This is a genomic window from Rhodococcus sp. NPDC054953 (assembly GCF_053609225.1).
The window spans coordinates 45,913-66,107 of sequence record NZ_JBSGXD010000003.1 but is presented as its reverse complement, the minus strand read 5'-3'; the positions used below and the strand labels follow the sequence as shown (position 1 = coordinate 66,107).

General features: G+C 71.4%; 15 protein-coding genes. 4 read left to right on the top strand and 11 right to left on the bottom strand.

All coding sequences use genetic code 11. The annotated features are described in order from the left end of the window. Positions 1-277: 277 nt before the first annotated feature. From zomB to glf, 5 genes are read right to left on the bottom strand one after another with little or no spacing between them, the layout of a single operon-like run. The gene (zomB, locus tag ACWF62_RS03315; RefSeq protein ID WP_452629412.1) at positions 278-2,212 is read right to left on the bottom strand and encodes a flagellar motor control protein ZomB; all 1,935 of its coding nucleotides are present in this window, start codon (positions 2,210-2,212) and stop codon (positions 278-280) included. Further along, positions 2,190-3,095 (bottom strand): decaprenyl-phosphate phosphoribosyltransferase, encoded by a 906-nt coding sequence (locus tag ACWF62_RS03310; protein WP_378507602.1) that lies wholly within the window; start codon positions 3,093-3,095, stop codon positions 2,190-2,192. The genes zomB and ACWF62_RS03310 overlap by 23 nt, the downstream gene beginning before the upstream one ends. Continuing rightward, on the bottom strand, positions 3,092-3,607 hold the full coding sequence (locus ACWF62_RS03305; protein ID WP_452629411.1) for a phosphatase PAP2 family protein: 516 nt from the start codon (positions 3,605-3,607) through the stop codon (positions 3,092-3,094). The genes ACWF62_RS03310 and ACWF62_RS03305 overlap by 4 nt, the downstream gene beginning before the upstream one ends. After that, positions 3,591-5,510, bottom strand: coding sequence for a glycosyltransferase (locus ACWF62_RS03300; RefSeq protein ID WP_452629409.1), 1,920 nt, complete (start codon positions 5,508-5,510; stop codon positions 3,591-3,593). Before ACWF62_RS03300 ends, ACWF62_RS03305 begins: the two co-directional genes overlap by 17 nt. Further along, complete coding sequence (gene glf, locus ACWF62_RS03295) at positions 5,507-6,727, bottom strand: UDP-galactopyranose mutase (protein WP_452629407.1); 1,221 nt, start codon at positions 6,725-6,727, stop codon at positions 5,507-5,509. The genes ACWF62_RS03300 and glf overlap by 4 nt, the downstream gene beginning before the upstream one ends. Before the next feature lie 117 nt (positions 6,728-6,844). On the opposite strand from glf, the gene ACWF62_RS03290 reads away from it, so the two are divergent. Both ACWF62_RS03290 and ACWF62_RS03285 read left to right on the top strand, forming a co-directional pair. After that, entirely contained in the window at positions 6,845-7,654 is an 810-nt protein-coding gene (locus ACWF62_RS03290) for an arylamine N-acetyltransferase family protein (RefSeq protein ID WP_452629406.1), read from the top strand. Between the two features lie 66 nt (positions 7,655-7,720). Then, positions 7,721-8,455 carry a VIT1/CCC1 transporter family protein gene (locus ACWF62_RS03285; protein WP_378569815.1) on the top strand — a complete coding sequence of 245 codons (735 nt, stop codon included), beginning with the start codon at positions 7,721-7,723 and terminating at the stop codon, positions 8,453-8,455. Here the strand turns inward: ACWF62_RS03285 and ACWF62_RS03280 are convergent. The 3 genes from ACWF62_RS03280 to ACWF62_RS03270 all read right to left on the bottom strand — a co-directional run bounded on the left by ACWF62_RS03280 (position 8,431) and on the right by ACWF62_RS03270 (position 11,882). Continuing rightward, entirely contained in the window at positions 8,431-9,012 is a 582-nt protein-coding gene (locus ACWF62_RS03280; protein WP_378569814.1) for a TetR/AcrR family transcriptional regulator, read from the bottom strand. The two genes, ACWF62_RS03285 and ACWF62_RS03280, sit on opposite strands and share 25 nt — an antisense overlap. Further along, positions 9,009-10,244 carry a cytochrome P450 gene (locus ACWF62_RS03275; protein WP_452629404.1) on the bottom strand — a complete coding sequence of 412 codons (1,236 nt, stop codon included), beginning with the start codon at positions 10,242-10,244 and terminating at the stop codon, positions 9,009-9,011. Before ACWF62_RS03275 ends, ACWF62_RS03280 begins: the two co-directional genes overlap by 4 nt. Before the next feature lie 111 nt (positions 10,245-10,355). Continuing rightward, a complete protein-coding gene (locus tag ACWF62_RS03270; protein WP_378507594.1) occupies positions 10,356-11,882 on the bottom strand; it encodes a SpoIID/LytB domain-containing protein in 1,527 nt (508 codons plus the stop codon). Between the two features lie 245 nt (positions 11,883-12,127). Between ACWF62_RS03270 and ACWF62_RS03265 the strand changes: the two genes are divergently transcribed. Next, positions 12,128-14,281 carry an N-acetylmuramoyl-L-alanine amidase gene (locus tag ACWF62_RS03265; RefSeq protein ID WP_378507593.1) on the top strand — a complete coding sequence of 718 codons (2,154 nt, stop codon included), beginning with the start codon at positions 12,128-12,130 and terminating at the stop codon, positions 14,279-14,281. Between the two features lie 42 nt (positions 14,282-14,323). Here the strand turns inward: ACWF62_RS03265 and ACWF62_RS03260 are convergent, their stop codons facing one another. Further along, the gene (locus ACWF62_RS03260; protein WP_452629403.1) at positions 14,324-15,745 is read right to left on the bottom strand and encodes a GTPase; all 1,422 of its coding nucleotides are present in this window, start codon (positions 15,743-15,745) and stop codon (positions 14,324-14,326) included. After that, positions 15,742-17,532, bottom strand: a complete 1,791-nt coding sequence (locus ACWF62_RS03255) for a dynamin family protein (RefSeq protein ID WP_452629402.1) — start codon at positions 17,530-17,532, stop codon at positions 15,742-15,744. The genes ACWF62_RS03260 and ACWF62_RS03255 overlap by 4 nt, the downstream gene beginning before the upstream one ends. Positions 17,533-17,755: 223 nt before the next feature. Between ACWF62_RS03255 and ACWF62_RS03250 the strand changes: the two genes are divergently transcribed. Further along, positions 17,756-19,012, top strand: coding sequence for a DUF7373 family lipoprotein (locus tag ACWF62_RS03250; protein ID WP_378507590.1), 1,257 nt, complete (start codon positions 17,756-17,758; stop codon positions 19,010-19,012). 45 nt (positions 19,013-19,057) lie between these two features. Here ACWF62_RS03250 and ACWF62_RS03245 read toward each other — a convergent pair whose 3' ends face one another. Further along, a complete protein-coding gene (locus ACWF62_RS03245) occupies positions 19,058-20,128 on the bottom strand; it encodes a winged helix DNA-binding domain-containing protein (RefSeq protein WP_452629401.1) in 1,071 nt (356 codons plus the stop codon). Positions 20,129-20,195: the final 67 nt, after the last annotated feature.

Here is a 20,195-nt window from a genome sequence, read left to right as displayed (position 1 = left end):
CCTGCGGTATCCGCCGAAGCGGCCCGAAAGTCTGGCACGAAGCCACGGCTCTGCCGGCCCAACGCACGCGGGACCGGCAGTGGAACGAATCAAGGTCACACTGCGCTCGCCGCAGCGTATGCGAACGTCCCTGACCTGACAACCACTGCCCCGGCGCCCGAAATCGGCCCCGCGGGGCCGGTACCGGGCAGTTCATCTATCTGTACATCGCATTCCGGTCACGAGCGTTACATGAACGTGACCTTTGTCGCTAGTCGGGGTTTCGCCCGCCCGCGTCTCAGCGCGGCAGCTCCGGCGGCAACTGCAGCCCGCACCGCGCGATCTCGTACTCCGGAACCCGGTCGATGCGGTAGCCCGCGTAGTGGAACGCGCGCTTCACGTTGCGGATGAACAACGCCCGCGTCAGGTCCCCGCGCGACGAGGCCAGCAACTCCTGGGTGTCCGGGCAGGTGAGCGCGACCTGGGCCCGCGCGACCCAGTTCTCGTCCAGGTACGGCGGCAGCCACGGATGCCGGTCCACCATCCCGGTGTCGGCGACGACCCAGTCCGGGTAGAGCGCCTTGTCGTGCCCGATCCGGCCGTCCCCGAGCCGCTCGGTGTGCGCGGCGAGCGGATAGGCAAGGCCCATCTGGTCGACGACCTTCACATTGAGGCCGACGTTCATGCTCGTCATGCCGAGATTCAGGAAGAACACCGTGTGACCGGCGCCGCCCTCCGGGATCGGCGCTGGCGGCGGCACGAGATCCCAGAAGGTGTAGTAGCCGGACGGCAGCAGCAGGCCGCCGTCGGGAGTGTTGTTGATCGTCTCGACCATGGCGCGCATTCGCGGGTAGTCGAGGTAGTCCTCGGCCCGGATCGGGTGCTCGTGCCCGGTGTTGAGGACGTAGAAGTTGCGCTCGTCGACGATGCCGGATTTCCCGACGACGGTGCCGTTCGGCATGCCCTGCGCGGTGGACGCGACGACCGCCCACCCGATCGTCACCAGCCATGCCAGCGAACCGGCGGCGAACAGCGCGGTTGCCGGTGTCCGCCCCCACTGGTCCCGGCGCGGCACCCGCACCGGGAGCACCGCGATCGGCAGGATCAGGCAGAACAGCACCGGCAGCAGCACCCGCCCGTGCATGAAGTCGCCGCCGACCCGGACCGAGTAGACGCCGAGGAGCAGTCCGGTGCCGACGAACAGCAGCACCACCGCGGCGGGGCTGTGCAGCCGGGCCAGACCGGTCGCGCCGACCCGGTCACCGGGCAGCGCGAACCCGCTGCGCCGGTACACCAGCCACCCGACGTAGCCGCCGATGACCAGCAGCGGCAGCCACAGCCAGTACGGTCCGACGAGATTCCACAGATACGTCAGGCCCTGCGACCACTTGGCGCCGCCCGCGTCCTTGGACACCGCCGTGTTCGGATAGGGCAGGCCGTAGTAGCCCATCCGCCAGATCTGGTAGCCGACCGGGGCCGCGCCAGCGACCGCGACGATCGCGGCCCGCAGCCGCCAGGTCCCCGGGCTGAGCACCAGCATCAACAGCACCAGCGCCGCGAGGACAACCATCTCCGGGCGGACCAGCGGCCCGAGCCCGGCGAGGAACGCGAGGACCAGCACCCGGCCGGGGGTCGGGGTGCGGCGGGACCACTGCACCATCAGCAGCCACAGCAGGGCGATCCAGAAGATGACCAGGGAACTCTCCAGGCCGGAGGTCGCGAAGTCGCGGGCCGGGGGCACCGCGACGTAGGCCAGCGCGCCCGCGGGCAGCAGCAGGGTGCCCGCGGCAGCAGCGGAGCCCGCGGAGCGACCCCGTTGGCCGGCACCGCGCCAGAGGGTTCCGGTGCCGACCATCGCCAGCACCACCGCGGCGACCGACAGCACCAGCGCCAGGGTCAGCACCACGTATTCGAGCCGGATCTGCGTCACCCAGCCGAACGCGTAGATCAGGTAGGTCCACAGGGTGCTGGTGTTCGCCTCCACCCGCTCGCCCGCGTTGAACACCGGCCCGTTCCCGGCGAGCAGGTTCCGGACGGTGCGCAGCACGATCAGCCCGTCGTCGGCGATCCAGCGCCGCTCCCACGCACCCCACAGGAACAGGGCACCGGTGACCACGATCCCAGTGAGGTACACCAGCCGCGCCACCGGCGCCGCGACGGTCTCCGACGCGGCGCGGGCGGGTGGCGCGATCTCCTCCGCGCGGCCCGTGTCAGGCGATGTAGACAGCGACACCCACGACTCCGATCCACGCGAGCGCGAGGAACTGCAGCACCCGGTCGTGCAGCGCGATCTCCTCGGGCTCACCGGCCTCGCCGCCGTCGATGTCGACGGCGTAGCGGAGGATCGCGATCGTGAACGGGATCATCGAGATGGCGAACCAGTTGGTCCCGGTCGCCTGATCCCGCTCGAAGGCCCACAGTCCGTAGCAGATCACCACGGCGGTGGCGGCCAGCGTCCAGACGAACCGCAGGTAGGTGGACGTGTAGTACTGCAGCGCCTTGCGGATCTTCGCGCCCGTCGCCTCGGCGAGCTTGAGCTCGGCGTACCGCTTGCCCGCCGCCATGAACAGCGAGCCGAACGCCATGATCAGCAGGAACCACTGCGACAGCGGGATGTCGGCGGCGACACCGCCCGCGATCGCCCGGATCAGGAACCCGGACGAGACGATGCAGATGTCGAGGACGGCCTGGTTCTTCAGTCCGAAGCAGTAGGCCAGCTGGATCACGATGTACACCGACATCACGACCGCCAGCTGCCAGTTCGCGATGAACGAGAGCCCGATCGAGCCGGCGAGCAGCACCGCCGCCATCGCGTACGCCAGCCCGACGGGCAGCACGCCCGCGGCGATCGGCCGGAACCGTTTCGTCGGGTGCTGCCGGTCCGACTCGACGTCCATCGCGTCGTTGACGAGGTAGATGCCGGACGCGGCCATGCAGAACACCACGAACGCCAGCGCGACGGGCAGCAGCACGTCGGGCTCGGTGACCGAGCCCGCCGCCAGCGGCGCCGCGAGCACCAGGACGTTCTTCACCCACTGCCGCGGGCGCAGCGCCTTGACGATCCCGGCAGGCAGCGACTTGGGCGGTCCGGCGACCTCGGTCGGGTGCTCGCTCATCTCTCTCCACACTTCCTGTCGGCGCGCAGCACCACTGCGGCCGAGGCTGCTCCCAGGGCGGACCCGGCGAGCACGTCGGTCGGGTAGTGCACGCCCAGCACCAGCCGCGACAGCAGCATCGGGGGCACGAGCACCGCGGGCAAGGGTAGCCCGGTCAGCCGACCGAGCAGCACCGCGGCGGCGGTGGTCGAGGTCGCATGCGAGGACGGGAAGCTCAGCTTGCTCGGCGTCGACACGTTGACCTGGACGGACGGGTCGTTCGGCCGGGGCCTGCGGACCATCCGTTTGATCACGATGGACGCGGCGTGCGCGCCGACCGCGCCGACCGCGACCCCCGCCCACTGCCTGCGACGGGGCCGGTCCAGCGCGGCGCCGACACCGGCGATCGCGATCCAGCCGAGGGCGTGTTCACCGAAGTGCGACAGGCCGCGAGCGGCCGCAACGACCTCCGGGCGCGCGCCGATCGTGGACTGGACCCGGTTCAGGATCCTGACCTCAGATGCCGAAGACACGCTCCCACCTCTCCTTGCTCGTCAGCGACGGCACCGCGGCGGCGTACTCGTCCTTGAGTTCGGGGAACCGTCGGGCCAGCTCGCGGCGCAGGCGCATGGCCTCGGTGAGCAGTCCCCAGGCCTGCCGCGGGTCGCGCTTGCGGTAGACGACGCCGCGACCGTCGGCGGTGGTGACGGTGACGCCGTCCACCTGCGAGAGCAGGAACCAGCGGGCGTCGAGGGTCGGCACGTTCAGCTGCGGGCGCTCGTGGTGTTCCTCGTGCGCCGGCTTCGCATTGTGGACCAGGCCCTTCCCGAGCCGGACCAGCTTGGCGAGCGGGTTGCCGGGGTCACCGACGGCGCCGACATCGGCGCCGGACGGCAGCGGCAGCTCCGTCGATGACGGCAGCACGACCGCGTCCGGGTACTCCCTGCGCATCGCGTGCACCTGGCCGAGCGCGGTCGGCAGCAGGTCGAAGATGTGCTCCGGGCCGCCGAGGAAGTCGCGGATCGCCTGGTTCTGGATCGCGACGGTGGAGTACTCGAGGCACAGCAGGTGCTTGAGGGTCGCCTTGACCGTGTTGACGACCATGCCGCGGCCGTTGCCCGGCATGTGCAGCGCCGCGACGACGAGACGGTTGCGCAGGTGGAAGTACGCCTGCCAGTCGATCGCGTCGTCCTTGTCGGACCAGGCCATGTGCCAGATCGCGGCGCCGGGCATCGTCACCGTCGGGTAGCCGGCGGCGCGGGCCCGCAGCCCGTACTCGGTGTCGTCCCACTTGATGAACAGCGGCAGCGGCTGGCCGATCTCCTCCGCGACGACCCGCGGGATCATGCACATCCACCAGCCGTTGAAGTCGACGTCGATGCGCCGGTGCAGCAGCTTGGAGTTCTCCCGGTCGCCGAGCGGGTAGCGGGAGAAGTCGTGGTCGTACTCGACGTTCGGGGCGGCGGACCACATGAAGATGGACCGGTTCACCACCTCGCCCATCGTGTGCAGGTGGCTGCGTTCCTGCAGGTTCAGCATCTGCCCGCCGACGAGCATCGGGGACTTCGCGAACCGGGACAGGGCGAGGGCACGCAGGATCGAGTCGGGCTCGATCTCGATGTCGTCGTCCATGAACAGGATGTGCTCGGCGGTGGTGGTCTTCAGCGCCTCGTACATGACCCGGCTGTAGCCGCCGGAGCCGCCGAGATTGGCCTGGTCGTGGATCGCGAGCCGGTCGCCGAGGACCGCGGCTGCCTCCGCGAAGCCGGGCTCGTCGCGGACCTTGCGGGTGCCCTGGTCCGGGATGATCACGGCGTCGATCACGTCGAGGACCAGCGGGTCCGAGCCGAGCGCGGTCAGCGCCTTCACGCAGTCGGTCGGCCGGTTGAACGTCGGGATGCCGAGGGCGACCCGACCGGCGCCGGGCGCCTCGATCGGCGCGTACCAGCCCGCGGCGACCAGGTCGACGTCGGTGTCGGTGGTGATGTCGAACCAGATCCAGCCGCCGTCCTCGAACGGCGCCAGGTCCACCTCGAACTCCACGGTCGTCGGATCCGAATCCCCGCGGAACTCCTTGCCCTGCACGTGAATTCGCGACGAGTCCGCCTTCGAGCGGTAGACGTCGACGCGGCCGTGTCCGGTCAATTCCAGCCGCAGCACCACCGACGTCAGGATGCTCCAGCGCCGCCAGTAGCTGGCCGGGAAGGCGTTGAAGTAGCTGCACATCGACACCTCGGACTCCGCGCCCAACGACAGCGAGGTGCGCGAGAGCGAGTGCGCCCGACGGGAATTGGTCGGCGACTCCTCGAGGTAGAGGGTGCGGACGTCGAGCGGCTCACCGGCGCGCGGCAGGATCACCCGCTGCAGCAGCGCCGTGCCGAGCAGATCCGGGGTGTCGACGAGCGCGTCCTGGTCCATCACGTGCTTCGGGGTCATGCCTCCACCCCGCCACCGAGCGGGGCACCGGACTCCAGGTGCGGGCGCAGCGTGTTGTCGAACATGCTCAGCGCGCTCGCGATCGCCATGTGCATGTCCAGGTACTGGTAGGTGCCGAGGCGGCCACCGAACAGCACCTTCGCGTTCTCGGTCTCCGCCTTCGCGCGCAGCCGGTAGGCCTCGAGCTTGGTGCGGTCCTCGGGGGTGTTGATCGGGTAGTAGGGCTCGTCGGTGGACTCGGCGAACCGGGAGAACTCCCGCATGATCACCGTCTTGTCGGCCGGGTACTCGCGTTCGGGGTGGAAGTGCCGGAACTCGTGGATGCGGGTGTACGCGACGTCGGCGTCGTTGTAGTTCATCACCGGGGTGCCCTGGAAGTCGCCGGTCGGCAGCACCTCGGTCTCGAAGTCGAGGGTGCGCCAGCCCAGCTCGCCGTCGGCGTAGTCGAAGTACCGGTCCAGCGGCCCGGTGTAGACGATCGGGGCGGCGGGGCTGGCGGCGCGCAGCTCGTCGCGGACGTCGAACCAGTCGGTGTTCAGGCGCACCTCGATGAGGTCGTCCTTCGCCATGTTCTCCAGCCACGCGGTGTAGCCGTCGACGGGCAGACCCTCGTAGGTGTCGTTGAAGTACCGGTTGTCGAAGGTGTAGCGCACCGGAAGGCGGGTGATGTTGCCTGCGGGCAGGTTCTTCGGGTCGGTCTGCCACTGCTTGGCGGTGTAGTCCCGGACGAACGCCTCGTAGAGCGGGCGCCCGATCAGGGAGATCGCCTTCTCCTCGAGGTTGGACGCGTCCTTGCTGTCGATCTCGGCGGACTGCTCGGCGATCAGCGCCCGCGCCTCGTCCGGGGTGAAGTACTTGCCGAAGAACTGCGAGACCAGCCCGAGGCCCATCGGGAACTGGTAGGCCTGCCCCTTGTGCATCGCGAAGACGCGGTGCTGGTAGCTGGTGAAGTCGGTGAACTGGGTGACGTAGTCCCAGACCCGCTTGTTCGAGGTGTGGAACAGGTGCGCCCCGTACTGGTGAACCTCGATGCCGGTCTCCGGCTCGGCCTCGGAGTAGGCGTTGCCGCCGATGTGGTGCCGTCTGTCGAGGACAAGGACCCGCTTGCCGAGTTGGGTCGCCGCCCGCTCGGCGATCGTGAGTCCGAAGAAGCCGGACCCGACGATGATCAGGTCGTACTGGCCGGAGGTCGCGGAGTCTGGGGATACGGAGGTCACGGGCAACCAGGGTATCGGAAGCCCGCAACGGCGCCGCGGCTCCGCCGCCCGTGCGCGATTTTCACCCCGACCGGGGTACAAATCACGCACGGCGGCGGAGCCGCATACCGTGAGGGCGTGACCCTCGACCTCGACGCCTACCTGTCCCGGATCGGCCACACCGGCGATCGGTCCCCGACCCGCGCGACACTCGACGCGATCGCGGCCGGGCACACCCGCGCGATCCCGTTCGAGAACCTGGACCCGTTCCGGGGTGTGCCGAACCGGCTGGACCTGCCGTCCCTGCGGGCGAAGCTCGTCGACGGCGGCCGCGGCGGCTACTGCTTCGAACACGGCCTGCTGCTGCGGGCGGCGCTGCTGGACCTCGGATATACGGTCACCGCCCTGGCCGGGCGGGTGCTGTGGGGGTCCCCGGACCCGCACGCAATCACTGGCCGCACGCACATGCTGCTGCTCGTCGACCTCGACGAGGAGCGGCGTGTGATCGACACCGGCTTCGGCGGCATGACGCTGACCGGCACCCTGCGCCTCGAACGCGACACCGTGCAGGACACCCCGCTCGAGCCGTTCCGGCTGGTCGACCTGGACGGGGACTGGGCAATGCAGGCCCGGATCGGCGACGAGTGGCGCACCACGTACCGTTTCGACCTGCACCCGCAGCAGCCGATCGACTACGAGCCGACCAACTGGTACCTGTCGACGTGGCCGCAGTCGCGGTTCGTCACGATGCCGATGGCGGCGCGCGCCACCGACGATCGCCGCTACGCGCTGGCCGGTCGCAGGCTGACCGTGCACCACGCGGACGGCAGCACCGAGCACTCGCCGATCGACGACGCCGCCGCCCTCCGGACCGTCCTGGAGCGGGACTTTCTGATCGACGCCGCGGGTCTCGACGGCCTTGACGCCGCGTTCGCGCGCCTCGACTGATCCGCCGGACTTCGGGCAGGCTTACATTGCTGGCCGGATGCCGTTGACGCCGATAGCGTTTCGGCCATGAGCACCGATGTGCACGCACCCGGCGACGGCGACCCGACGCCCACCGAGCCACCTGCTCAGGGCCTGTACGCGAAGCTGAACTGGCTGCGGGCGGGCGTGCTCGGCGCGAACGACGGCATCGTCTCGACCGCGGGCCTGGTGGTGGGTGTCGCGGCGGCGACGACCGAAAGCGGCCCCATCCTCACCGCAGGCCTCGCCGGGCTCGCGGCGGGCGCGGTGTCGATGGCGCTCGGCGAGTACGTCTCGGTGAGCACCCAACGGGACACCGAACGGGCACTGCTCGCGCGGGAACGCGCCGAACTGCGGGACACCCCGCAGGACGAGCTGCGGGAGCTTGCGGACCTGTACGAGGCGAAGGGCCTGGCACCGGCCACCGCCCGGCAGGTGGCGGAGGAACTGACCGCGCACGACGCGTTCGCCGCGCACGCCGACGCGGAGTTGGGCATCGATCCGAACGACCTGACGAATCCGTGGCAGGCGGCGGGGTCGTCGGCGGTGTCCTTCACGATCGGCGCGATGCTGCCGCTGATCGCGATCCTGGCGACGCCGCAGCCGCTGCGGATCCCGGTCACGTTCGTCGCGGTGCTGGTCGCCCTCGCCCTGACCGGCAGCATCAGTGCCCGACTCGGAGGATCCCGCCGGGCCCGCGCCGTGCCCCGGGTGGTGCTCGGTGGCGCGCTGGCGATGGTGGTGACCTTCGCGATCGGTCAGGCGTTCGGCACCGTGGTCTGACCCGCCGCCAGGGCGGGCACCACGAACTGCTCGACCAGGGCCCGCTCCTCGTCGGCGTCCGCCGCGGGAACGGTGAGCAGCGACACGATCACCCGCACCACCCACCGTGCCTGCCGCGACAGATCCGTCCCGTCGGCGCCGGACGCGCCGGCGAGGAAGGCCGCGCCGAGCACCTCGATCACCTCCGAGGTGCTCGCCAACTCCGACGCGATCCCGGCGTCCTCGACCGCGAACCAGACCGCGAGGGTCGGGGTTTCCCGCACCTGCCGGACGGCGGCGAGAATCGCGTCGGCGATCCGGCGTTCGGGGTCGGGGATGGCGGCGACCTCGGCGGCGACGCGTTCACCGACCCGGCGCGCCTCCCGGTGCACGAACGCGCGGTGCAGCGAGCGGCGACCGTCGAAGTGGCGGTACAGGGTGGCGCGTGAACATCCCGCGGCGGCGGCAATCTCGGCCATCCCGGTGGTCGCGACACCGCGCCGCACGAACAGGTCCGCCGCCGCGTCCAGGATCCGCTCCGCGGCGATCCCGGACCGCTCCTCCCGCAGCCAGGTCACGGGCGCACCCGGAACGGGACGTGCAGCGGACGCCGGACGTAGTTTCCTGGCGCGTAGACGATTCCGTCGACGTCCACCTCGAAGTCGGGGCACCGGGCGAGGAGTTCCTCGAGCGCAACGCGGGCCTGCATCCGGGCGGCCGCGGCACCGAGGCAGTGGTGGCCGCCGTGACTGAACGTCATGATCTGACGCGGCGCCCGCAGCACGTTCAACTGCTCCGCGTCGTCGCCGTACATTCGCTGGTCGCGGTTCGCGGAACCGTAGACCAGCAACGTCTTCCGGCCCGCCGGGATGGTGACGCCGTGCAGGGTGACGTCGCGGGTGGTGGTGCGGGCGAGCCCCTGCACCGGCGACGTCAGGCGCAGCAGCTCGTCGACGGCGTCCGGGATGCGGGACGGGTCCTCAAGGAGCAGCGCCCGCTGGTCGCGGTGCAGGGTGAGCAGCGCGGACGATCCGCCGAGCATGCCGGTGGTGGTGTCGTTGCCGCCGGTGACCATCGTGAACGCGAACCCGAGGATGGACAGCAGCCCGGAGAGGTCGCCGTCCGCGCCCATCCCGGCGGACACCAGGTGGGAGATGGTGTCGTCGCCGAGCTCCCCGGTCGCGGCCTCGGCGTGCCTGCGGGCGATCAGCTCCCCGAAGTACCCCATCAGCTCGCCGACCGCGTTCGCCGCGGCGAGCGGGTCGCCGGTCGCGTTGGCCGCGACGATCGCCTCGGTCCAGCCGTCGAACCGGCCGCGGTCCTCCTCCGGCACCCCGAGGTAGTGCGCGACCACCATCGACGGCAGCGGCTTGAACAGCTCGGTGACGATGTCGCCGCCGCCTGCCGCGCGCAACCCCTCGATGCGCTCGACCACGAAGGCCCGCACCGCAGGCTCCACCGACTCGACCTGACGCGGCGTGAAACCGCGGGCGACGAGCTTGCGGAAGTCGGTGTGCTGCGGCGGGTCCTGCATCACCAGCGGCGGATTGTCCCGCAGGCCGATCTTGTCCAGTTCGCCGTAGCTGGTGGTCAGCCCGTCCGCCGACGAGAAGGTCTCGTGGTCGCGGGCGGCGGCGAACACGTCGGCGTGCCGGGTCAGCACCCAGTAGTCGTGCTGCGGGGTGGACGCGGGCACCACGTGGTGGACCGGGTCGTGCTCGCGCAGCGCCGCGTACATGCCGAACGGGTCGCGCCAGGTCTCCCCCGTGGGCGGAACGTAGGCCACACTGCCGGACATCATCGTCGTCATGTGTCGAGAGTGAGACAGATGCTCGAATATGTCAACCACCCCGAACTGTGCGTGATTTTCACCCCGGTCGGGGTGAAAATCACGCACGGGCGGCGCAGCCGCTTGGCTGGGTCAGCTGGTGCTGCCGAGACCGGGGAGACCGGGGAGCTCGGAGATCACCACGCTCGCGTCGATGACCTGCGGACCGAGGGCGGGCGTCCACACGATCGCGCCGCCCTCGAACATCCGGAACCGGCCCGCCTCGTCCGGCATAGACATCTCCGGGCCGATGGGGTCACCCAATGCCCCTGCCGGGCCACCGATCTCGGCGTACTTCTTCTCGATCTCGGTGGGGGCGGGCGGTTCGCCGGGCGCGGTCGGCGGCAGGTCCGGGGCCGGGCCCGGCGCGGCACCGGGCGCGACGAGCCCCTCGGTGACGGTGAACCAGTCCGACTTGAGGCCGAGCTTCGTCCGCGCCTCCTGACCGGACACCCGGGCGGTGCCGCCCGATCCGGCGACCTCAAGGTCGGTGACCCGGCCGCCGTCGGCGCCGAGGTTGTTGCGGCCGACGACGGTGATCGACCGCAGGTCGCCGACGCCGAACGCGCGACCGATCTCGCCCGCGGTGAGGGTCTGCGTCCAGTCGTGCGTCGGCGAGAGGGTGTCCCCGCGATCCTCGACGGCCGCGAACTCACCGCCGGAGGTGTATCCGCCGGTGGACGAGGAGAACTCGGCGGAGACGGGTTGCCCACCCCGGGTGATCACCTTGCCCGCGGTGGTCCGCACCGCCTCGGTGGTCCGGTCGTCCTCCCGGCTCGACCCGCCGTAGACCTGACAGTCCTGGGTGTCGCAGGTTTCGGCGTAGGGATAGCGATGCTCGGCCGCCGCGTAGGAGCGGGCGGCGATCGCCTGGGCGCGCAGCGCCTCCTTCCCGCCGCTGTCGGCCCAGTCGGCCTTTGCCTCCACCGGCACCACCCCGAGGAGGTAGTCCTCGAGGTCGAGGTTGTTGAGGACCCGGGACTCGACACCGTCGAGCGCGACGCCGAGCGATCCGCGGAAAGTGTTGCCGCCGCACAGTTTCAGGTGTTCGTTCGCGGGCCGGTCCGGGGACAGGTCGATCGGGTCCACCCATGGATGGTCGGTTGCGCCCTGCCACACGACCGCGCCGTCGCACCCCTGGGTGACGACGACCGCCGCGCCGCCGGGGGTCGCGGTCAGGTGCACGGCCTCGCCGGGCGCGACGTCCCGGCCCGCCACCCGCGCCCCGGCATCGGAGTAGGCGCCGAGCCCCTTGCCGTCCAGCCCGACGAGCCGGACCCCGATCCGCCGGTCGGTGACGTCGCCGAGCTCGGTGCCGCCGTAGTAGTGGCCGACGATCCGCTCGGCGGACCATCCGTCGTTCTTGGCGTACCCGTAGGCACCCCACTGCCCCATGCCGCGGCCGTGCCCGTGGCCGTGGCCGGAGATGGTGAACGGGGTGTCGGCGGCGACCACGGGCATCACCGCCGGGTCCCCGGAGTCGACGAGGAGGGTCCCGACCGCGCCCGCCGCGACCAGCGCGGGCACCACCCCCAGGGTCAGCGACCGACGGAGCGGGGAGGTGCGCCCCCCGCGATCGGATCGTCTCCGCGGGGCTGATGTGCGACGGAGTTTCGCCATGGCCAGGTCTCCTCGTCGACGGAGTTGTCCCCGGGTCCTCGTCGGCCGAACGGTCGACACCCGGACATCGAGCAAAGTCTCAATCTAAAGTTGAGGCTTAGGTAATCTGTGGCTAGTGTTGCAAGAGTGCTCGGCATTGGCAACATCTGTCACATTGGTAACACCAGTAACACCGTCGGGTCGGATGTCACCATCCCGGCAGCCGGCGCAGACCGCACACGCCAGTAGCAACCGAGGGAGCCGTTTTGCCGCACCGTCGACCGAAGTCGTCGATCGTCCTGGGGACGGTCGCCGCCGTGGCCATCGCCGCCCCGTTCGCGGTTTGGGGCGTGTCCAGTACGTCGGGCATCCGCTCGACCAGCGACTCGTCGCCGGTCGCGGTCCCAACCCAGATCGCCGAGATCGCACTCGCCCAGATCCCCGACATCGTCGTTCCGGTGAAGGAACTGACCGGGCTCGATCTGCCCGACCTGCGCCTGTCCGACCTGAAGAAGCTGCCACTCCCGTCGGAGATCGCCGTCCCGCAGGGCCTGCCGCTGCCCGAGGGCATCACCCTCCCGGAGACCATCACCCTGCCGACCGAGCTGCTGCCGTCGGCGCCGTCGGATGTCGCCGAACCGGTCGCCCCCGCGCCAGCGGAGAACGGCGCCCCCGCGCCAGCGGAGGAGCTCGGCACCGCGGTCAAGGAGATCGTCCGCGACACCCCGTTCAGCATGATCGCGCTGACCTCCGAGCTCGGCGCGACCGCGGCCAAGGTCCGGGCCCGGCTTGCCGACGGCTCGTGGGGTCCGTGGTTCGCGACCGAGCAGCTCGAGACCGGCAAGAACGATCGGGCGGCGGGCGGAAAGACCGGGACCGAGCCGGTGTACGTCGGTGACACGACCGCGGTGCAGGTGCTGGTCACCAAGGCCGCGGAGGCGGTCGCCGGGACGCCGAGCGGATCCGCCGACGCGGCCCCCGCCGGGGCAGCGCAGCCCGCCGATCCCGCCCGGCCGAACGTGCTGACCCCGACCGACCCGTCGAAGGACCCGATCGCATTCGCCCCGGCCGCTGTCAGCACCCCGCTGCGCGCGCAGGACCCGGCGCAGGCGTTGGCGGACGCGGTCACCGCCGTCCTCATCCAGCCGGGATCGGGGGACGCGGACGCGTCGCTGTCCGACATCGCGACCTCGGTCGGCGGGTCCGGCCCGCGAGTGATCACCCGCGCCCAGTGGGGGGCCGATGAGTCGCTGCGCTGCGACGGCCCGACCTACGACGACAGCCTCGGCGGCGCGACGGTGCATCACACCGCGGGCAGCAACGACTACACCCGCGCCGAGTCGGCGGGGATCGTCCGTTCGATCTACGCGTACCACGCGCAGACCCTCGGCTGGTGCGACGTCGGATACAACGTGCTGGTCGACAAGTACGGCCAGATCTTCGAGGGCCGGGCGGGCGGCCTGGATCGCAACGTCCAGGGTGCGCACGCGGGCGGATTCAACGAGAACACCATGGGCATCGCAATGATGGGCGACTTCTCCACGGTCAGCCCGCCGCAGGCGACCGTCGACGCGGTTGGCCGGTTCCTCGGCTGGCGGCTCGCCAAGGCGGGCCTGGACCCGCAGGGGCGCACCACGATGTGGTCGGAGGGCACCGAGTTCACGCCGTACCCGCAGGGCGCGGCGGTCGACCTGCCGATCATCTTCGCGCACCGCGATGTCGGCAACACCAGCTGCCCCGGCGACTCCGCGTACACGAAGATGAACGAGATCCGGGCCATCGCGAAGGCCAACCCGGACGGTGGCTCCTCGAGCGGGTCGGGTGTCCTCGCCGCTGCGCCCGCCAACCCGGCACCGGACGCGGCCCCGCCCGCTCCCCCGGCCTCGGGCGGTGCCCTGCCCTTCGACACCGGATCGGCCGACTCGGTCGTCGCCCTCGTCGACGAGATCCTGAAGCTGACGGATCAGTCCCCGATCGCGCAGAAGTGGATCGCGGAGGGCGGCGACACCGGACGGCTCGGCGCCGCGCTGACCGGGGAGTTGCCTGCCAAGGCGGGCAACCTGCTGGTGAAGTTCGCGAACGGGGTGATCGCGACGTCACCGAACGGCGGGGTGTGGACGGTGCTCGGCAAGATTTACGAGACGTGGCAGCAGAGCGGGCTCGACGCGGGCACGCTCGGCCTCCCGATCAGCGACGAGTACGCGGTGCCGGACGGCATGCGGGCCGAGTTTGAGAAGGGGTCGCTGATCTTCAACGAGGTCACCGGCGTGGTGACGACCGTGCTCCGGGCGTACAACGGCGCGGCCGCCGACGTCGCAGCACCGGTCGCGGGGTCCGCCCCGCAGGCGCCCGCCCCCGCCGAGGCCCCTGCTCCGGCACCCGCGGAGGCACTGGTTCCGGCACCCGCGCCCGCGGGCTGACACCCGATTCCCTCTCGGCCCGCTGAGGATCCGTTCGGATCCTCAGCGGGCCGAGAGCATGTCCTGGTAGGCGGCGATGACCGTCACCAGCGCGGTGTCCTCCGCCGCGGACTGGGTGGAGAACGCGGCCCGCTGCTGGGCGTCGGCGAGGCGCTGCTGGGCGGTCGCCCGGATCAGCGCCGGGTCGGCATCGGCGGCCAACCCGAGCCTGCCGCAGGCGGTGTCGCCGGCCAACAGGTCACGCACCTCGTCGACCAGCGGCGACTCGGGATCGACCTGGAGCAGCCGCGCGAGATCCTCGAGCAGGGTCACCTGCCGCAGCGCGGGCGCCGACCGCATCTGGTGGGCGATGGTGCGGATCTGGTCCCGCGCCGGATGCTGATACGCGAGCCGGTCGAGGCGGTCGAGGATCCGTCCCGCCCTGTGCCACACCGCGACCCGCCCGATCGAGGCGTGCATCAGCCGCCGCAGGTCCTCCACGCCGGAACGCTCCGCCAGCCACGCCCCCAGCGCGGCGGCGCCCGACTGGGCGACGCCGCGGCCGTGCAGGATGCCGTACTCACCGAGCAGGTCGAGCAGTCGGTCCCGGTCCGCGGGGGTCAGCGGGGCCGGGTCGTCGGAGTCGAGCAGGTCCACCAGGTCCAGTGGGTGGTACGGGGCAAGGCCCGCGAGCAACTGTGCGTCCCGCTCGGTGAGCGCGCCGGTGTACGCCGTCTGCGCCATCAACCCCGAGATCGGCGTCACCGCCGTCGCCGTTCTGGCCAGTCGTCGCCCCAGCTCCGCCGCATGCGACCTCGCCAGCACCAGTGGATCCTGTTGCCCGAGGGCACCTTCCCCGAATCCGTCGGCCCGGGAGAGCACTCCGAGGACGTTCAGCGGCGTGAACGGCAGCGTCCGGAGGAACTCGAGCTCGTCGGCGCGCGGCGTCGCGTCGAACAGGAACACCGCGGCGTCCGCGTCGACGGAGGCGGTCCTGGTCTGGTCGACACCGTCGATCAGCGCGCGGCGGGTCGCCGCCTCGTTCGGTGCGGTCAGCGTCGCCAGCCCCGGCGTGTCGATCAGGGTCACGTCCCGGATCGCCGCCGACGGCAGCCATCGGTGCACGTGCCCGACCTCGGCGGCCGGGATCGGCAACGCCATCTCGGCGCCGGGTGACACCGCGACCGGGCGGCGCACCCCGTCGAGTCCGACCACCTCGGCCCGGGACGGTGCCCCGTCCTGGTAGATGGTGACGACCTTCGTCGCCTCCAGCGCGGCGGTTTCCGCGACCGGCGCCCCGATCAGCGCGTTCACGAGCGTCGACTTCCCGGCCTTGAGCCGGCCGACGATCACCACCCGCGGCGGCGACCAGAGGATCGCGCCGAGACCGTTCGCGTGGTCGGCGAGATCCCCGCCGAGCGCGGCGAGCCTGCGCAGCCCGTCGTCCACGACCGCGTGCACCGGGTCGTGGCCCGCCCGCGTCATCGGGTCACCGCCCCGACCGGCGACTGGGCAAGCAGTTCCTCGAGTTCGGTGATCCGCTTGCCGACGATCCGGCGGTTGTTCTGCAGCCGCTCACGGGTTTTCGTGCGGCTCGCCTCGTCCGAGGAGGCGGCCTGCTCGGCGGTGCTGATGGTCCGGCGCAGGTCCTCCAGGGTGCGGCGCAGGTGGCTGCGATAGCCGATCACGATCTCCGGCCGTGCCTGCGCGACCGCGCCGTCCAGCAGCCTGCCGACGGTGACCTTGGTGGTGCCGATCGTTTCCCGCAGCCAGGTCAGCAGGTTCGCCTTCCCCGACCGGATCGCGCGGTGCCCCAGGTTCACCCCCACCCACACCGTCCCGACCACCGCACCGATTCCGACAACCGCGGACAGCCCGATCAGGCCGCCGAGCGTCGACGACCCCACCACGCCCATCGTCAGCAGCGCCGGGTCGATCAGACCCTGCCGACGGCTCGCCACCTGATGCGACTCGATCGTCCGGTCCCGCATGGAGTCGACGATCCGGCCGCACAGGTCCTCCCACAGCACCGGGTCATCGCCGAGCCGCGGCTGGTACACCTCCGCGTGCAGCCGCTGCAGGAAACCGGCGAGCGTCTCGGCCATCGCCGCCTGCAGGTCGGCCTGCATGTCGGCGACAAATTTCTGTGGGCTGCGCCGCAACACCTGCATGCCATGCGAATTCACGTATGTCGTCCACTTGTCGCGGATTTCGTCGAGTCGGCGGTCGAGATCGTCGGCGGACTGCTGGCGCACCAGGGTGATGTCCCGCGCGAGGTACTGCTCCCACTGCCGGGAATGCTCCTCCAGTTCGGTCAGCCGGTCGCGTTCGGCGGTGAGACCGGGCAACCGGTCGGCCGCATTGTCGACCGCGGCCAACTCGCCGTCCACCCGGGTCGCGACAGTGCGCAGCCCCTCCAATGCGGTGCGCAGCGCGTCGGCGGCGGGCAGGGCCGACGCGGCGGCGAGACGGTGATGGATCTCGCTGCGCAGCAAGCCGATTCCGCTGACCTGCTCGAGGTGCGCGCGTCGTGCCGGGTCGGGGTCGTCGGCGGCGAGGACACCCCGCAGGCTGGACACCCCGATGACGGGCACCGCCCGCTGCAGGTGTTCGCGCAGCAGCCGCTCGTTCTCGGCGACGATCGGCCGCCAGCGGCGCAGGTTCTTGTCGGTCTTCGTCACCGCGACCACCAACGCGTCGACGGACGCGGCCGCCTCCCTCGCGAAGGCCATCTCCGGCGCAGTCAGCGGGCTGGACGCATCACACACCAGCACCAGCACGCACGCCTGCGCGGAGGTCTGGGTCGCCAACGCCGCCAGGCCGGGTTCGAGGCCACCGACGCCGGGGGTGTCGATGACGGAGACGTCGCCGAGCGCATGCCCGGCCAGTGGCACCACCGCCGCGGTGGGCAGCGACTCCGCGTCGGGATCGCGGACCCCCGCACCGTCCACGGTCACCCACCGATCCAACTCGGCGACCGGGATCCGCCGTCCCCCGCCGGGGGTCAGCAGCGTCGCCGTCCCGTCCTCGCCGTCGACGTCGGGGACGACGCTCACCGTGACCGACGAGGTGGTGTCCACGCCAACCGGACACAGGTTCCGCCGCCCCACCAGCGCGTTGACCAGCGAGCTTTTGCCGCGGTTGACCTCGCCGACGACGACCACCGTCCGGTGCTGCCGGTCCGGGTCGTTCTTCCTCGTTGCGAGGTCGGCGAGCTCGTCGAGGCCGTACGCGCGGAGCACCTTCCCCGCCGCGGCAACAACCTCCGCCACACGCTCCGGCGTTGGAGCGGAGTCGACACCACCCACGATTCCCCCTCGTCCGCCCGGCTGCCAGCTGCGCACTTACACTAACGGCCGTTCCGAGGGGGCCCGGACGTGGGCGCTAGCGCGCTGACCGCGGCCGCCGGGAACATTTCGCCGCCCGGCCGCATCCAACGTTGCGAGACCCAACCACCCGGCCGGGTGGACATCGACACCCAGAGGGGACAGCGCAGTGCGACTTCGAGGATGCAAGCTGATCGTGGCGGCGGCCGTGACCGTCGGGGCGGTCGCCGGATGCGGAGGCACCGAGGCGACGGACCCGCAGTCGGAGGAGACCACCGCGACCGCCGAGACCGCAACGGCCGAGGTGGATCCGGCGGCGCTGGACACCGGCGACTACCCCACCGACCCGGCTCCCGCGTTCGGCAACGCGACCCCGGAGGAGGTGGCGCCGGTCGACGGTCAGCGGATGGCCGAGTTCGTCGTCGCCCCGTGGGAGGTCGACCCGGAGTTCAACGATCCGACCCTCCCGACGTTCGTGGTCCGCAACTACAAGATGCTCAAGGGCACCCTCGACGAGAGCGTCTACGAGGTCCCCGCGAACGCCTCGTCCGCGATCTACGGCTTCGTCACCTCGGCGCGGACCTCGACCGCTGGCGATCGGGCCGGGACGGAACGGGCCCTGACGAACCTGGTGATGCGGTACATCGACCCGGCGGCCGCCGCCGCCGCGGCCGGGCAGATGGCCGAGGCGTCCGCAGCGCGCCCGGGGAGCACGGCCGTGGACATCCCCGGCCTGCCGGACTCGCACGGCATCAGCAGCACCGCGGTGGCCGGCGAGGTCGAGCTCGCGGCGTTCACCCCGCACGGCGAGTACGTCCTCTACTCCTGGGCGAGCGCGCCGCAGGACCGGGCCGACGAGGTGGAAGCGACCCTCGCCCGCATCGTGGAGCTGCAGGGACCGCTGATCGACCGGTTCCCGCGGACCCCCACCCGGTCCCAGAACGGTGGCGAGCGCCCCCAGCTGGAGGTCGACCAGAACGACATCCTGATCTATGCGATCCCGGCGGCGGCGGACGCGCCTGCCGGCGACGCGGACCGCGGCGTGTACGGCCCGCGCGGCATGTCGCACTTCTACGCCTCCCCCGCCGAGATGTACCGGACCCTGTCCAAGCACGGCTCCGAGCACAACGCGATCTACAAGACGACGGTGTACCGGGCGTCGACCCCGGACGACGCCGCCGCGATGCTCACCGAATTCGACGGCCTGAGCCGGTCCAACGGGTGGACGACGATCCCCAGCCCGGCGGGCCTGCCGAACGCCAGCTGCCTGACCAAGACCACGCAGAGCGCCGACCAGTACTCCTGCTCGGTCCAGGTGGGCCGCTACATCGGGGAGGCAAGCGGCCTCGATGACCGCACCGACGTCTACCGGCAGATCTCGGCGCAGTACCTGATCCTGACCAAGGCCGACCAGGACGCGCGGTAGCACGCCGCCGTTCCGGGCACCGCCGATGCCCGGAACGGCAGCCGGTCAGGCGAACTGCTTGGACAGCGGGGACGGGAAGCGCAGCATCACCCGGACCCCGCCCAGCCATTCGGTGAGCGCGTCGGCCTCCGCGGCGAGCGCCCGCTCGGCCTCGACTCCGACGTCCTCGAGCAGGTGCACCACCACCCGACCCGCCTCGTCCTGCCACCAGCCGCCGACGATCCGCCCGTCCCACCACGCGGTGGGTCCGGCGTTGCCGACACTGTCGAACAGCGGCTGCTGGTAGGACCCCAGGTACCAGTCGCGCTCGCGCCACCCCATCGTCGTCGGGTCCAGACCCGGCAGCAGCGCGGCCCACGGCTCGACCGCCCCGACGGGCGCCAGGTCGTCCGCGAGCAGGTAGCCCACCCCGCCGTCGAGGTCCACCCGGGCGACGTCCAGCACCGACAGCGCCTGCCGCACGGCCGTCAGGGTCGAACCCAGCCACCACTTCAGGTCGGCCTCGGTGCCCGGCCCGAACGCGCGCAGCCATTCGGCGACCAGGCGCGCGGTGCCGTCCCCCTCGGGGACCGACGCGATCCGCGACCCGAGCCACGATTCCGTTGTTGCCCAGCGGTTTCGGGACGTCCACCAGGACCCGTCGTTGCCAGCGCGCACGACGAGGCCCTCCGCGGACAGCACGGTCAGGACGCGCGGCCCGATCGACATCTTCCCGCCCCAGCTCTTGCCCTCCCCGTGCACGATGGCCCCGGCGAGCACCGGAATCGCCGCCTTGAGCTCGCGGTAGGACACCGGCCCGGCGCCGTCGGCGAGCGCGGCGAGCACCGCGGCACCCGCCTCGTCCAACCATCGGGCGCCGTCGCCGAACAGCCCCGCCTTCTCCACATCGCGGACGAGGCTGCGGCGTTCCCGGTCGGCGACCCGGCCGCTCGCCCCGGCCTGCGCGGCGGGCAGCGTCTCGCGCGGGAAGACGAATTGGGTGCGGCGCATCGCGAGGTGCCGGACCAGCGACCGCTCCTCGTACAGCGCCCGATCCAGGTCACCGACCGTCATCCCGTCCACCCGGGCCCGCGCGGACAGGTAGACGGTGGCCGGGTCGGTGGCGTGCAGGCACACCAGGCCGCGGGGGGGGGGGGGCGGAGGGGGAGGCCGACCCCCCCACACCCCAGTGAGGCGGCGGGAA

Coding starts and splice junctions, on each gene's coding strand:
- ACWF62_RS03310 (WP_378507602.1), bottom strand. CDS start 3,095: ATGAGCGAGCACCCGACCGAGGTCGCCGGACCGCCCAAGTCGCTGCCT.
- ACWF62_RS03300 (WP_452629409.1), bottom strand. CDS start 5,510: ATGACCCCGAAGCACGTGATGGACCAGGACGCGCTCGTCGACACCCCG.
- ACWF62_RS03285 (WP_378569815.1), top strand. CDS start 7,721: ATGAGCACCGATGTGCACGCACCCGGCGACGGCGACCCGACGCCCACC.
- ACWF62_RS03275 (WP_452629404.1), bottom strand. CDS start 10,244: ATGACGACGATGATGTCCGGCAGTGTGGCCTACGTTCCGCCCACGGGG.
- ACWF62_RS03270 (WP_378507594.1), bottom strand. CDS start 11,882: ATGGCGAAACTCCGTCGCACATCAGCCCCGCGGAGACGATCCGATCGC.
- ACWF62_RS03260 (WP_452629403.1), bottom strand. CDS start 15,745: ATGACGCGGGCGGGCCACGACCCGGTGCACGCGGTCGTGGACGACGGG.